The organism is Pseudomonas sp. P7779 (genome assembly GCF_013386315.1).
In the GTDB taxonomy this organism is placed as follows: Bacteria; Pseudomonadota; Gammaproteobacteria; order Pseudomonadales; family Pseudomonadaceae; genus Aquipseudomonas.
Map to the genome: position 1 here is coordinate 1 of NZ_JACARZ010000065.1, position 13,555 is coordinate 13,555.

At 62.6% G+C, this 13,555-nt stretch carries 11 protein-coding genes and 2 pseudogenes; 7 read left to right on the forward strand and 6 right to left on the reverse strand.

All coding sequences use genetic code 11. The features are described from left to right. The coding region (locus tag HX869_RS19360; protein WP_178903527.1) for a cache domain-containing protein at nt 1–1,031 on the reverse strand (1,031 nt) is incomplete at its 3' end. 86 nt (nt 1,032–1,117) lie between these two features. Beyond that, nucleotides 1,118–2,440, reverse strand: coding sequence for an OprD family porin (locus HX869_RS19365; protein ID WP_177027786.1), 1,323 nt, complete (start codon nt 2,438–2,440; stop codon nt 1,118–1,120). A gap of 351 nt (nt 2,441–2,791) precedes the next feature. Here HX869_RS19365 and HX869_RS19370 point away from each other — a divergent pair, with 351 nt between their 5' ends. The 5 genes and pseudogenes from HX869_RS19370 to HX869_RS19385 all read left to right on the forward strand — a co-directional run bounded on the left by HX869_RS19370 (nt 2,792) and on the right by HX869_RS19385 (nt 6,185). Further along, nucleotides 2,792–3,766 carry a D-glycerate dehydrogenase gene (locus HX869_RS19370; protein WP_003216236.1) on the forward strand — a complete coding sequence of 325 codons (975 nt, stop codon included), beginning with the start codon at nt 2,792–2,794 and terminating at the stop codon, nt 3,764–3,766. 28 nt (nt 3,767–3,794) lie between these two features. Then, nucleotides 3,795–3,893 (forward strand): annotated as a pseudogene (locus tag HX869_RS31605) (outer membrane lipoprotein carrier protein LolA); the annotation flags it as partial. 51 nt (nt 3,894–3,944) lie between these two features. After that, nucleotides 3,945–4,847, forward strand: coding sequence for a chemotaxis protein CheV (locus tag HX869_RS19375; RefSeq protein WP_178903528.1), 903 nt, complete (start codon nt 3,945–3,947; stop codon nt 4,845–4,847). A 3-nt stretch (nt 4,848–4,850) separates the two neighbouring features. After that, nucleotides 4,851–5,333 carry an N-acetyltransferase gene (locus HX869_RS19380; protein ID WP_178903529.1) on the forward strand — a complete coding sequence of 161 codons (483 nt, stop codon included), beginning with the start codon at nt 4,851–4,853 and terminating at the stop codon, nt 5,331–5,333. A gap of 108 nt (nt 5,334–5,441) precedes the next feature. Further along, nucleotides 5,442–6,185 (forward strand): YkgJ family cysteine cluster protein, encoded by a 744-nt coding sequence (locus HX869_RS19385; RefSeq protein ID WP_003216242.1) that lies wholly within the window; start codon nt 5,442–5,444, stop codon nt 6,183–6,185. Nucleotides 6,186–6,188: 3 nt separating this feature from the next. On the opposite strand, the gene HX869_RS19390 is transcribed toward HX869_RS19385, so the two are convergent. From HX869_RS19390 to HX869_RS19400, 4 genes and pseudogenes are all read right to left on the reverse strand, one after another. Further along, nucleotides 6,189–7,235 (reverse strand): methyl-accepting chemotaxis protein, encoded by a 1,047-nt coding sequence (locus HX869_RS19390; RefSeq protein WP_371132889.1) that lies wholly within the window; start codon nt 7,233–7,235, stop codon nt 6,189–6,191. A 246-nt stretch (nt 7,236–7,481) separates the two neighbouring features. After that, nucleotides 7,482–7,763 (reverse strand): annotated as a pseudogene (locus tag HX869_RS31865) (PAS domain-containing protein); the annotation flags it as partial. Nucleotides 7,764–7,870: 107 nt separating this feature from the next. Continuing rightward, the gene (locus HX869_RS19395) at nt 7,871–8,662 is read right to left on the reverse strand and encodes a transporter substrate-binding domain-containing protein (RefSeq protein WP_008434195.1); all 792 of its coding nucleotides are present in this window, start codon (nt 8,660–8,662) and stop codon (nt 7,871–7,873) included. Between the two features lie 169 nt (nt 8,663–8,831). After that, on the reverse strand, nt 8,832–9,074 hold the full coding sequence (locus tag HX869_RS19400) for a hypothetical protein (protein ID WP_003216247.1): 243 nt from the start codon (nt 9,072–9,074) through the stop codon (nt 8,832–8,834). Between the two features lie 214 nt (nt 9,075–9,288). Between HX869_RS19400 and HX869_RS19405 the strand changes: the two genes are divergently transcribed. Both HX869_RS19405 and HX869_RS19410 read left to right on the forward strand, forming a co-directional pair. Next, complete coding sequence (locus HX869_RS19405; RefSeq protein ID WP_003216249.1) at nt 9,289–10,455, forward strand: efflux RND transporter periplasmic adaptor subunit; 1,167 nt, start codon at nt 9,289–9,291, stop codon at nt 10,453–10,455. Then, nucleotides 10,452–13,547 carry a multidrug efflux RND transporter permease subunit gene (locus HX869_RS19410; RefSeq protein ID WP_008434191.1) on the forward strand — a complete coding sequence of 1,032 codons (3,096 nt, stop codon included), beginning with the start codon at nt 10,452–10,454 and terminating at the stop codon, nt 13,545–13,547. Before HX869_RS19405 ends, HX869_RS19410 begins: the two co-directional genes overlap by 4 nt. The last annotated feature ends 8 nt before the right edge of the window (nt 13,548–13,555 follow it).

Genomic DNA, 13,555 nt, shown 5'->3' on the forward strand with positions numbered 1-13,555 from the left:
CGGCGGTTGGCCAGGCCGGTGAGGCCGTCGGTGGCCGCCAGTTCCGACAACACCTTCTCGGCGCGATAGCGGCGGCGCAGTTCCAGGCGCAGCATCCAGGTCAGCCACAACAGCCCCACACACAGCACGCCGGTGGCGCCACTGATCAGCAGGGCGGAGCGCTTCCAGGCGGCAAACACGTCATCGCTCGACAACGCCACCACCACAATCAGCGGCAGCGCGCCGACGCTGGTGAAGGTGTACAGCCGTTGCGCGCCACTGATGGCGGAGATGGCGCTGAAACTGCCGCTGCCTTCGCGCAGCATTCGCTTGAAGTTGGGCCGCGCGCTCAGGTCCTTGTTGATCATGTCTCTTTCGAGCAGCGGCTGCTGGGCCAGCAGGATGCCGTCGTTATTCAGCAGGTTGATGCTGCTGCCGCTGCCGATGGTCAGGCTATTGAACAGCTGGTCGAAATACGCCAGGCGCATGGTTGCCACCGCCACACCGGCAAACTCGCCATTGGGCCCGGGCACCCGGCGGCTGAAGGCGATGCGCCAGACTTGATCGCAGTCGCAACGAATCCTGAAGGGCCGACTGATGAACAGCCCGGCATCGGGGTTCTGCTGGTGCACCTGGAAATAATCGCGATTGGCGAAGTTGCGGGGTGTGGGCGCCAGCGTGGAAGAGTCGGCGGTGACCGCGCCGGTTTTGTCCAGTAGCAGGACTTCGCCTTTGAAAGGGGCGGCCGTGGACTGGTCGAACTGCACCATATGCAGGACTTCGGCGGAAACCTGGGGCAGGTCATCGCGAGTGGTTGCGGTGATCAGGCCGTTCAGCGCCAGGTCGTAGAGCTCGACGTTGCGCAGCACATCGGCATTGATCAGTTGGGTGATATTGCTGGTGGAACGCTTGGCTGCCTGCAAGGCGCTGGCGTGTTCGCGGATCAGCAGTACGGCAACGATGACCACGATCAGCACGACAGTAAGGCCACTGCCCAGAATCAGCAAAAGCTCCGGGCGTGCAGGCAGGGTGAAGGCGCGGCGTTGACTCATGGGACTGGCTTCGGCACTCAAGATGCTGGCAGTTTAGTTCCATGCTGTGAAAAATAAGTCGTCGCCGCTAAAAGAAAGCCTGAAGGTTAAAAAACGTCAATCGGATAGTCGACGATCACGCGGTACTCATCCACGTCCCGGTCCACTGCCGCGTAGCCATTGCCGCCGCGATTGGTCGCCCATTGCAGGCGCACGGCCAGATCCTTGGCCTTGCCGCCTTGCACCACGTACTTGAGGTCGATGTCCCGTTCCCAGTGCTTGGCGTTCTTGCCGTCGGCACTGTACCAGGATGAGTAACCACGGCTGTCCGGATCGACCGTGGTCAGGTCGGTCTTGCCGCTGATGTAAGACACTGCCGAGGTCAGGCCCGGCAGGCCCAGCCCGACGAAGTCATAGGCGTACTTGAGCTTCCACGAGCGCTCGTTGGGGCCGTTGAAGTCGGAGTATTGCTGGGAGTTGTCCAGGTAGATGCTGTCGCCCTGGCTGATGTAGTCGAACGGCGTGTTGCCGTTGACCCGCTGGTAGGCGGCGGTAACGCTGTGATTGCCCACGCCCACGGTGAAATGCAGGCTGTAGGTGTTGTTGTCGATGTTGCCCAGCAAGGCTTTGCCGGTCTCCTGGGTGTGGTAGTAGTGCAGGCCCGGGTTCAGGCTGACCAGCTCGTTCAACTGCCAGGTGTAGTCCAGGTCGTAGTAGTACTGGTTCCAGATGTCCTTGAGTTCGGACGCGTACAGGTTGCTGGTCAGCCCCGGCACGCCGCTGAAGGACACGCCGGCCCAGTCGAGGTGGCGGCTGTCTTCGCCATTGGGCAATGCGCCGTAGCTGGTGCCGATGCGGCGACGGCCGCTCTGGTTGTAGAGCTTGGTGAAGCTGGCCTGGCCGCCCTCGAACATCCAGCCGTCCAGGCTGTGGTTGGTCAGGCTCACGCCGCGGAAGGTCTGGGGCAGCATGCGGGTCATGCCGCCGGCAATCACCGGGTTGTTGAGGAACAGGTCGCCGGCTTTCAGTTCGGTGTCGAAGGCGCGCATTTTCAGGGTGGCGCCGGCGGTGGAGAACGAGCCGGGCGCTTTGCCGTTGCCGGAGCTTACCGGCAGGATGCTCGAGCCGTCGGTGCCGCCACCGCCGTCGAGCTTGAGGCCGAGCATGGCGTTGGCGTCCAGGCCGAAGCCGACGGTGCCGGGGGTGTAGCCGGATTCGAAGATGCCGATGAAGCCCTGGCCCCATTCCTTGCTGTCATCGGTGTGAATGTCGCGACGGTCGCGGTTCATGTAGTAGTTGCGGGTGTTGATCTTGAAGCTGGAACCTTCGACGAAGCCGTCGGTGGCCGGGGTGTCTGCCGCGTGGGCAAGGGGAACGATCGTTGCAGCAATCGCGAGGAATAACGGGGTGAACGTCAGCGAGGTTTTCACCGGTGGAGCTCCTTTGGGTCAATCGAAACCGGCCAGTGTTGTTGGGGTTCCTGGCCTTTTTTCAGCGCAAAAAAAAGCCGCTGAACTCAGCGGCTTTAAGACAGATTCCCAGTGTAGAGCCCTGGAAATAAGTCGAGGGAAATCGGGGGAGAGCGGGTCGGTCTTAACCGCTGCGCTCATCGATGCGACAAATTAGCGCAGGTGAGCGGTGCGATACAGAGTGTAACAAGATAATGACTGTTGCCCAAATCGCAACAGTCTGGCTGTGGGGTGTGAGGGGCGGCCTGACAAGCCCTACCCAAGAATGTTAGCGTGCTTGCCATTCCCACGTAGTCGATGAGCCCGCCTTCCATGAAAAAGACCGTCCTCGCCTTCAGCCGCGTCACCCCGGAAATGATCGAACGCCTGCAACAGGATTTCGATGTCATCGCCCCCAACCCCAAGCAGGGCGACATCAACGCCCAGTTCAACGAAGCCTTGCCCCATGCCCACGGCCTGATCGGCGTAGGCCGCAAACTGGGCCGCGCGCAACTGGAAGGTGCAAGCAAACTGGAAGTGGTTTCCAGCGTGTCGGTGGGCTACGACAACTACGACCTGGCGTACTTCAATGAGCGCGGGATCATGCTCACCAACACCCCGGATGTGCTCACCGAAAGCACCGCCGACCTGGCATTCGCCCTGCTGATGAGCAGCGCCCGCCGCGTCGCCGAACTGGACGCCTGGACCAAGGCCGGCCAGTGGAAAGCCAGCGTCGGCGCGCCGCTGTTTGGCTGTGATGTACACGGCAAGACCCTGGGCATCGTCGGCATGGGCAATATCGGCGCGGCCGTCGCCCGTCGGGGTCGCCTGGGTTTCAATATGCCGATTCTGTACAGCGGCAACAGCCGCAAGACCGAACTGGAACAGGAACTCGGCGCGCAGTTTCGCAGCCTCGACCAGTTGCTGGCCGAAGCCGATTTCGTCTGCCTGGTGGTGCCACTGAGCGAGAAAACCCGCCACCTGATCAGCCATCGCGAGCTGGGCCTGATGAAATCCAGTGCGATCCTGGTGAACATCTCCCGTGGCCCGGTGGTGGATGAGCCGGCGCTGATCCAGGCCCTGCAAAACCAGACCATCCGTGGTGCCGGCCTGGATGTGTACGAGCAGGAGCCGCTGTCTGAGTCGCCGCTGTTCCAGCTGAGCAATGCGGTGACCCTGCCGCACATCGGCTCCGCCACCAACGAGACCCGCGAAGCCATGGCCAACCGCGCCCTGGAAAACCTGCGCAGCGCCTTGCTGGGCGAGCGTCCGCAGGATCTGGTAAACCCGCAGGTGTGGAAGGGCTGACGACTGCTTGTTGTAGGTAGGAGCGAGCTTGCTCGCGAAACGCGTCAACGATAACGCGGGCAGCCTGGATAAACACAGCGCCCTCAGGTTCTTCGCGAGCAAGCTCGCTCCTACAGTTTTTCGCGTGCAAGTCGATAACGGTCTATAGATCGTCATCCCTGATCCACAGAAGGTTTTTATGTCCACCACCAAAGCCCGCGCAGATTCACTCTCGCTTCTGCTCTTTACCTTGCGCAGCGGCAAGCTGATGGCGATCAACCTGCTGAAAGTCAGTGAAATCATTCCCTGCCCACCGCTGACCAAGCTGCCGGAGTCGCACCCCCACGTCAAAGGCATCGCCACCTTGCGCGGCACCGCGTTGTCGGTGATCGACCTGAGCCGCGCCCTGGGGGAAATGCCCCTGCAAGACCCGGACGGCGGCTGCCTGATCGTCACCGATGTAAGCCGTTCCAAGCAGGGCCTGCATGTGCAGGCGGTGAGCAAGATCGTGCACTGCCTGACCACCGACATTCGCCCGCCGCCGTTTGGTTCCGGCGGTACGCGTTCGTTTATCACCGGTGTGACCCAGGTCGAAGGCGCCCTGGTGCAAGTGCTGGACATCGAGAAAGTCATCCACGGCATCGCCCCGGCGCAGATCGAAGCGGCGCCCACCGACCTGACCATGGAAGAGGCCGAAGTGCTGGGCAACGCCCGAATCCTGGTGGTGGACGACAGCCAGGTGGCCCTGCAGCAGTCGGTGCACACCCTGCGCAACCTCGGCCTGACCTGCCACACCGCCCGCAGCGCCAAGGAAGCCATTGACCGTTTGCTGGAGCTGCAAGGCTCCGTCGAGCAAATCAACGTGGTGGTCTCGGACATCGAAATGTCCGAAATGGACGGCTACGCCTTCACCCGTACCCTGCGGGAAACCCCGGACTTCCAGGACCTTTATGTGCTGCTGCACACCTCCCTGGACAGTGCGATGAACAGCGAAAAAGCCCGCCTGGCCGGTGCCAATGCGGTACTCACCAAGTTTTCTTCGCCGGAACTGACCAAGTGCCTGGTGGTAGCCGCCCAGACCGTGGCGCAACAGGGCCTGTGACCGGTGGGTGAATATTTTCAGCTGCTGCGTCGCGACCTCACCGGCAGCCTGCCCGCCCCGCAATGGCCGGCGGGCATCCAGCTGGATCATTACCGCGAAGCCATGGCCCCGGCGATCCACGCGGTATTGAGCCTGGCCCAGGAACAAGGCGGCGGACGGGTCGGCTCCCTTGAGCACTGGCGCCAGCAGTTCGTTACCGATGCCGAGTTCGACCCCAAACTGTGCCTGGTGGCGAGTAACGCCAGCGGCATTCTGGGTGTGTCCCAATGCTGGACCAGCGCCTACATCAAGAACCTGGCCATTCACCCCTGTGCCCAGGGCATGGGGTTGGGCCGTGCGTTATTGCTGCACACCTTTCAGGTGTTCAAGCAACGCGGCGAAGCGTTTGTCGACCTCAAGGTGCTGGAGTCCAACTTGCGGGCACGGCGGCTGTATGAACGTGTGGGCATGGTGTTTGTGCTTCGCGACCTTGTCCCCGAGGACTGACGGCGCTGGCGCATAACTTGCTTTGCACAGAGGCAGAACGGTGAACAGAGGCAAAAACCCGCCACCGTTCATGAGTGCCTTCTGACCTTGCCTGGTGACAGATCCTCCATGAATACCCATTTTTCCTGCGTCGGTTGCGGTAAATGCTGCACCGACCACCATGTGCCCTTGACCCTCGAAGAAGCCCGCAGCTGGGCGGCTGACGGCGGTAATGTCATCGTGCTGGTGGAAGGTTTCCTGGGCAGTGGCCTGGGGCTGCCCGAGTTGCAACGTGACCACGCACAACGCCGTTCCGCCATCGTGCCCAGCGGCAATACCGAGGCGTATGTGGCAATCACCTTTGCCGCCTATAACGCCGGGCGCTGCCGGAATCTTGACGAAGACGACCGCTGCCGCATTTACGAGCGGCGGCCGTTGGTGTGCCGCATCTACCCGATGGAGATCAATCCGCACATCCCGTTGAACCCGGCCGCCAAGGACTGCCCGCCGGAATCCTGGGAGCAGGGGCCGGCGCTGATCGTGGGGGGCGAGTTGATGGACAAGGAGCTGGCCGAGTTGATCCGCCGCTCACGCCAGGCTGACCGCGATGATATCCAGGCCAAGGAAGCCGTGTGCGGGTTGCTGGGCATCCATACCACGGCGCTCAAGGGCGATGGGTTTACCGCGTACTTGCCCGACATGGGCCTGTTTGCCCAGGCGATCGAGTTGGCGACGCAAGAAGTCGTGCAGGCCAATGAGTGGGTGTTTCATGTGTCCGGGATGGACATTGCCGAGCAACTGCTGGATGCCGGCGCCCGGATTGCCACCGAGGTGCCGGCCAACTACGCCTTCATTTCATTGCGGGCGGCTTAAGCGCTAGCGCCGCTTGCCCCAGAATTCCTCCGCCAACCGCCGCAAGTCATCCGCCAGCCCCGCCACGTCCCCTGAGCTGAGCTGGCTCTGCTGGCCAGCGCTGACCGTCACTTCCCCGGCATTGCGAATGCCGATGATGTTGCGATTGATGTCTTCGCTCACCGCACTCTGTTCTTCCACCGCCGCCGCGATCTGCTGGCTCATGGCGGTAATTCGGGTCACTCGCTGGCTGATCCCATCCAGTGCGGCAGCGGCGCGCTGGGCCTGATCGACGCTGGCCTCCACATGCTGGCTGCTTTGCGCCATCGCCTGCACCGCATCCCGGGCGCCGCCTTGCAGGGTGCTGATCATGCGCTGGATCTCATTGGTCGAATCCTGCGTACGCTGGGCCAGGCCTCGTACCTCATCGGCCACCACGGCAAACCCGCGTCCTTGCTCCCCGGCCCGCGCCGCTTCGATGGCGGCATTCAGCGCCAGCAGGTTGGTCTGTTCGGCAATCGCCCGGATCACTTCCAGCACCCCGGAAATATCGCCGCTGTGGCTTTCCAGTTGATGGATCACTGCGGTGGCCCGCGCCAGTTCCTCGGACAAACGCAGCACCGCGTCGCGGCTTTCATCCACTCGTTGATGGCCCTCGCGGGTTTCGCTGCCGGCCTGGTCTGCGGCCCTGGACGCCTGCAGCGCGTGCTCGGCGACTTGCGCCACGCTGGCGGCCATTTGATTGATCGCGGCGGCGACCTGATCCGTCTGGGTCTGTTGGCCGAGGCTGCTGGTGTGGCTGCTGTCCAGTTGTTGCACCAGCGCCGCGGCATGGCCGGACAGACGTTGCGACGCATCGCCAATCCGGCCGACCACTGCGCCCACCTGCGCCTCCAGCATCTGCATGGCAAACTCGATACGCCCGAACTCGTCCTTGCGCCCGGTGTAGATCGCCTGGCTCAGCGGGTTATCGGCAATCAGCCGTGCCCGCTGGTTCAACTGTGCCAGGGGCCGTAACAAGCCATGCACACCCGCTACCCCCACGGCGCAGGCCGCCGTTCCCGCCAGCAGTTGCCAGGTCAGCGGATAAGTCGCCAGCCCAAGGCCCAATGCCCAGGTTGCGGCGCAAGCCCCCAGGACCCATGCCGACAGCTTGAAGGTCATGCCCACCACGGGCCGTGCTCGCCGAGTGCTGGCACGCAGGCGGGCATAGGCCCGTTCGGCCCGATGCACCCGCCGTGCATCGGGCTTGGTGCGCACCGATTGATACTCCACCGTCACGCCGTCCCGGGTGACCGGCGTGGCATAGGCACTGACCCAATAGTGATCGCCGTTCTTGCAGCGATTTTTCACCATACCCATCCACGAGCGACCGCTTTTCAATACCTGCCACATGTGCGCAAACGCCGCGGCCGGCATGTCCGGGTGACGCAGCAGGTTGTGCGGCGTGCCCAGCAGCTCCTCGCGGGTGTAGCCGCTGATATCGATGAAGTCCTGGTTGGCGTAGGTAATTGCGCTGGTCAGGTCGGTGGTCGAGAGGATATTGGCGTCGGGGGCAAAATCCACATTTCGACCGGTGACCGGCAGATTGATCTTCATGGAAAAGCGCGCTCGTGATTGTTGGAGGAGTCGGCAGGGCGTCGACTCTAAGCGCACCGGTTGGGCAAATACTGATCCAGCTCATGTTCCGCGCAATTAATTGGCCATTACGGTCTGGAGAGCGGCGCGTCCAGGCGGTAGGGCTCGATGATGCGTTGGTATTCGCCGCTCTGTTTCAGTTGCTCGAGGGCGTGATTGAGGGCGCTGCGCAAGGCGGTGTCGGGCTTGCGCAGTGCGATCGCCACGCCGTTACCCAGCAGTTCGGTGGAGACGTGAGGGCCGAGGAAGTCGAAAACCTGACCATCAGCGGTGTCGAGCAGCGCCTCACGGATTTCCACGGTGCCTTGCAATGTTGCATCGATGTCGCCTGCCAGCAGGCTGCGGATCAGCTCGTCATTGCGCCAGAATGCCTTGACGATGACCCCCTTGGGCGCCCACTTCGACAGGGCGAAGGCTTCGCGGTTGCTGCCCACCAGAACGCCCACGCGCTTGCCCTTCAGTGACCGTGGGGTCGGCTTCAACCCCGATGTCTTGCGGGCCACCAGGCGCGTGGTGATCGGATAAAGGTTATCGGTGAAATTCACCCGCTGGCGCCGTTTCAGTGTAGGGGCCATGCCCATGATCGCGTCGAATTGCCTGGCTTCAAGGGCGGGGAAGTTTTCCACAAGGACCTGGTCGACCCAGGTACACCGCACATTGAGCTGTATGCACAGGGCATTGCCCAGCTCGATGTTCAGCCCTGCAAGCTGGCCATGTTGATTGCGGCTTTGGAAGGGTGGAAATTGCGCAGCAACGGCGAAACGAATTTCATGCCGTGGTTGACCGCTGGCCGCAGTGGTGGAGAAAACGCTGGCCATCAGCGACAACAACAGCACGACACAGGTGCGTATCAGAACCACAGGGGACGTCCTTTTCCAGAAAACCAGCTTTACCACGTCCAGCCCCGAGCGAAAGAGTCGGGGCAAGCGGGTGTCATGCAAGCTTTCAAGAATTGGCCGCAGGCCTACAAGGCGAAACGTCAGTAACTGTTGTAGGCATAAATCTCCATTACGGAGGATTTATTACCGGTCAGCGCTTGCCCATCGAGCGACGGGTGCCGGGAGGCGCCATGCCCGGGCTCTTGGTGTGGCCGTTCTTGGCGCCGTTTTTGTACCACGGCTGGCTGGCGTTTTTCGCCCCGGCCAGTTCGCCCGGCTTGAACGGAAACTTGAACGCCGGGATCTCGGCCTTGGTTTCGCCTTCGACGCTGTCAGGGTTGGCCTGTTGGTCGATGTCGACCGCTTCAACAGCGGGTTGTGTCGGGGAATTCATGGAAGCTCCGGGGAGTACTGAAAATGACGCGGGCCCGACTTGCAGGCCACACCGCCGCGCAGTATACCTGCGCGCCTTGGATCTTTAACCACTGCTCGTACGAATGGTCGGACTTTACTGACGGCGCTGTCAGTTAGCAGTCACTTTGCTGACCCGGTTGGCGGGCTATAAAGAGCCTTCATTCTTCCGATCCTTTGCCCTGGCGCCTCACCCCATGCACATTCAACGAAAACCTGCCTTGATCGTGGGCGTCCTTGTGGTACTGGCCGTGGTTGCCTGGGTGGTGACCCGCCCGGCCAAGACCAAACTGACCGCATCGTCGGCGATCCCGGTGCGGGTGATCAGCGTCAAACAGCAGGACATCCCGCGGTTTGTCAGCGGCATCGGCTCGGTGCTGTCGTTGCACAGTGTGGTGATTCGCCCGCAGATCGACGGCATCCTTACCAAATTGCTGGTCAAGGAAGGTCAACTGGTGAAGGCCGGTGACCTGCTGGCCACCATTGATGACCGCTCGATCCGCGCCAGCCTGGACCAGGCCAAGGCGCAACTCGGGGAAAGCCAGGCGCAACTGCAAGTCGCGCTGGTCAACCTCAAGCGCTACAAGGAACTGAGCATCGACGACGGCGTGTCCAAGCAGACCTATGACCAGCAACAAGCCCTGGTCAACCAGCTCAAGGCCACGGCCCAAGGCAACCAGGCCGCGATTGATTCGGCCCAGGTGCAGCTTTCGTACACCCAGATTCGCTCGCCGGTTACCGGTCGCGTCGGGATTCGCACAGTGGATGAAGGCAACTTCCTGCGCATGAGCGACACCCAGGGCCTGTTCTCCGTGACCCAGATCGACCCCATTGCCGTCGAGTTCTCCCTGCCGCAACAGATGCTGCCGACCCTGCAAGGCCTGATCGCCGCGCAACTGCCCGCCGACGTCAACGCCTACATGGGCGCCGACACCGACGGCCAGACCGGCGACCTACTGGGGGAGGGCCGCCTGAGCCTGATCGACAACCAGATCAGCGGCACCACCGGCACCATCCGCGCCAAGGCCGAGTTCAGCAACGGCGCACAGAAACTCTGGCCGGGGCAGTTGGTGACGATCCGCATCCAGACCGCCCTGCACAAGAATGCCCTGGTGGTGCCGCCTACCGTGGTGCAACGAGGCCTGGATTCGCACTTCGTGTACCGGCTCAAGGGGGACAAGGTAGAGGTGGTGCCGGTGCAGGTGCTGTACCAGAACAGCGACATGAACATCCTCCAGGGTGTGCAGGCCGGCGATGTGCTGGTCAGCGACGGCCAGTCCCGGCTCAAGGCGGGCGCCCAGGTCGATGTGCTCAAGGAGCCGCCGCAGGTGATCCAGACCGTTGATGCCAAGGTGCAGCCATGAGCGGCAGTCGTTCGCCGTCGGCCTGGTGCGTCGACCACCCGGTCGCCACCTTGCTGCTGACCTTCGCTTTGGTATTGCTCGGGATGATCGCTTTCCCACGCCTAGCCATCGCCCCACTGCCGGAAGCGGAATTTCCGACGATCCAGGTCAGCGCCACGCTGCCCGGCGCCAGCCCGGACACCATGGCCTCATCCGTGGCAACGCCGCTGGAGGTGCAATTCAGCGCCATCCCCGGCATGACCCAGATGACCTCCAGCAGCGCCTTGGGCTCCAGCCTGCTGACCCTGCAATTCACTCTCACCAAGAGCATCGACACCGCCGCCCAGGAAGTGCAGGCGGCGATCAACACCGCGTCCGGCAAACTGCCCAGCGACATGCCGAGCCTGCCGACCTGGAAGAAAGTCAACCCGGCGGACAGCCCGGTGCTGATCCTCAGCGTCAGTTCCGACAGCATGCCCAGCACCGAGCTGAGCGACTACGTGGAAACCCTGCTGGCCCGGCAGATCAGCCAGATCGACGGGGTCGGCCAGATCAACATTACCGGTCAGCAACGCCCGGCCATCCGGGTGCAGGCGTCGGCCGATAAACTCGCGGCCATCGGCCTGACCCTGGCGGACGTGCGCCTGGCGATCCAGCAATCGAGCCTGAACCTGGCCAAGGGCGCGATCTACGGCGAGAACAGCGTGTCGACCCTCTCGACCAACGACCAGTTGTTCCACCCCGAGGATTACGCCCAACTGATCGTGTCCTACAAGGACGGGGCACCTGTACAGCTGCGGGATATCGCCAAAGTCATCAACGGCTCGGAAAACGCCTACGTGCAGGCCTGGTCCGGCGACACCCCAGGCGTCAACCTGGTGATCTCCCGCCAGCCCGGCGCGAATATCGTCGAGACCGTGGACCGCATTCAAGCCGAACTGCCGCGCCTGCAAGCCATGCTGCCGGCCTCGGTGCAGGTCAGCGTGTTGACCGACCGCACCAAGACCATCCGCGCGTCCCTGCATGAAGTGGAAGTGACCCTGCTGATCGCCATCCTGCTGGTGGTGGCGGTGATGGCGCTGTTCCTGCGCCAGCTGTCGGCCACGTTGATCGTGTCCAGCGTGCTCGGCGTGTCGCTGGTGGCCAGTTTTGCCCTGATGTACCTGATGGGCTTCAGCCTGAACAATCTGACCCTGGTGGCGATCGTGATCGCCGTGGGGTTTGTGGTGGACGATGCGATCGTGGTGGTGGAGAACATTCACCGCCACCTGGAAGCGGGCCTCGACAAGCGCGAAGCCGCGATCAAGGGCGCGGGTGAAATAGGTTTTACCGTGGTCTCCATCAGCTTCTCGCTGGTGGCGGCGTTTATCCCGCTGCTGTTCATGGGCGGTGTCGTGGGGCGGTTGTTCAAGGAGTTTGCCTTGACAGCCACCTCGACCATCCTGATTTCGGTGGTGGTCTCGCTGACCCTGGCGCCGACCCTGGCCGCATTGTTCATGCGCGCACCAACCCATCATGCCCACGACAAACCCGGTTTCAGCGAACGCCTGCTGGCCGGCTATGCGCGCAATCTGCGCCGCGCCCTGGCCCATCAACGCACCATGGCCGCGATCTTCATGGTGACCCTGGCCCTGGCCGTGGTCGGCTACGTGTTTATCCCCAAGGGTTTCTTTCCGGTACAAGACACCGGCTTCGTCCTCGGCACCAGCGAAGCTGCGGCCGACGTGTCGTTCCCGGACATGGTCGCCAAGCACAAGGCAATCGCCGAGATCGTCAAGGATGACCCGGCGGTGGAAGCGTTCTCCCATTCGGTGGGTGTGACCGGCAGCAACCAGACCATCGCCAACGGCCGGTTCTGGATTGCCTTGAAAGATCGCGGGGATCGCGACGTGTCGGCCAGCCAGTTTATCGACCGGATCCGCCCGAAACTGGCGAAAGTGCCGGGCATCGTCCTGTACCTGCGGGCCGGCCAGGACATCAACTTAAGCTCCGGCCCCAGCCGCGCCCAGTACCAGTACGTGCTCAAGAGCAATGACGGCCCGACCCTGAATACCTGGACCCAGCGCCTCACCGAAAAACTGCGGGCCAACCCGGCGTTCCGCGACCTGTCCAACGACTTGCAGCTGGGCGGCAGCATCACCCACATCAGCATCGACCGTCAGGCCGCCGCGCGGTTTGGCCTCACCGCCACCGATGTGGACCAGGCACTGTACGACGCCTTCGGCCAGCGCCAGATCAACGAATTCCAGACCGAGATCAACCAGTACCAGGTGGTGCTGGAACTGGACACCCAGCAACGCGGCAAGGCCGAAAGCCTGAACTACTTCTACCTGCGCTCGCCGCTGACCAACGAGATGGTACCGCTGTCGGCGGTGGCCAAGGTCGACCCGCCCACCGTCGGGCCCTTGTCCATCAGCCATGACGGCATGTTCCCGGCGGCCAACCTGTCGTTCAACCTGGCACCCGGCGTCGCGTTGGGCGATGCGGTGATCCTGCTCAACCAGGCGAAGAATGAAATCGGCATGCCGACCACCATCATCGGCAACTTCCAGGGCGCGGCCCAGGCGTTCCAGAGTTCGTTGGCCAGCCAGCCCTGGCTGATCCTCGCGGCACTGGTGGCGGTCTACATTATCCTGGGTGTGCTGTACGAGAGCTTCGTGCACCCGCTGACGATCATCTCCACCTTGCCATCGGCGGGGTTGGGGGCGCTGATCATGTTGTCACTGATGGGCCAGGACTTTTCGATCATGGCGTTGATCGGCCTGGTGCTGCTGATCGGGATCGTGAAGAAGAACGGTATCCTGATGATCGACTTCGCCCTGGACGCCCAGCGCGTACGCGGCCTGCCGCCCGAGGAAGCGATTTATGAGGCGTGTGTCACGCGGTTCCGGCCGATCATCATGACCACCCTGGCCGCCCTGCTGGGTGCGGTGCCGCTGATGCTGGGCTCCGGCCCCGGCGCGGAAATGCGCCAGCCGTTGGGTATCGCGGTGGTGGGCGGGTTGCTGGTGAGCCAGGCGCTGACGCTGTTCACTACACCGGTCATATACTTGTACCTCGAGAAGTTTTTCCACAGACCCAAACCAGCTCCCCAGCTGGCAATCACACACTGAGGCTGAGG

Excerpts from the sequence above, each read along its gene's own strand:
- HX869_RS19370 (WP_003216236.1), top strand. The coding sequence starts at position 2,792 with ATGAAAAAGACCGTCCTCGCCTTCAGCCGCGTCACCCCGGAAATGATC.
- HX869_RS19375 (WP_178903528.1), top strand. The coding sequence starts at position 3,945 with ATGTCCACCACCAAAGCCCGCGCAGATTCACTCTCGCTTCTGCTCTTT.
- HX869_RS19385 (WP_003216242.1), top strand. The coding sequence starts at position 5,442 with ATGAATACCCATTTTTCCTGCGTCGGTTGCGGTAAATGCTGCACCGAC.
- HX869_RS19400 (WP_003216247.1), bottom strand. The coding sequence starts at position 9,074 with ATGAATTCCCCGACACAACCCGCTGTTGAAGCGGTCGACATCGACCAA.
- HX869_RS19405 (WP_003216249.1), top strand. The coding sequence starts at position 9,289 with ATGCACATTCAACGAAAACCTGCCTTGATCGTGGGCGTCCTTGTGGTA.
- HX869_RS19410 (WP_008434191.1), top strand. The coding sequence starts at position 10,452 with ATGAGCGGCAGTCGTTCGCCGTCGGCCTGGTGCGTCGACCACCCGGTC.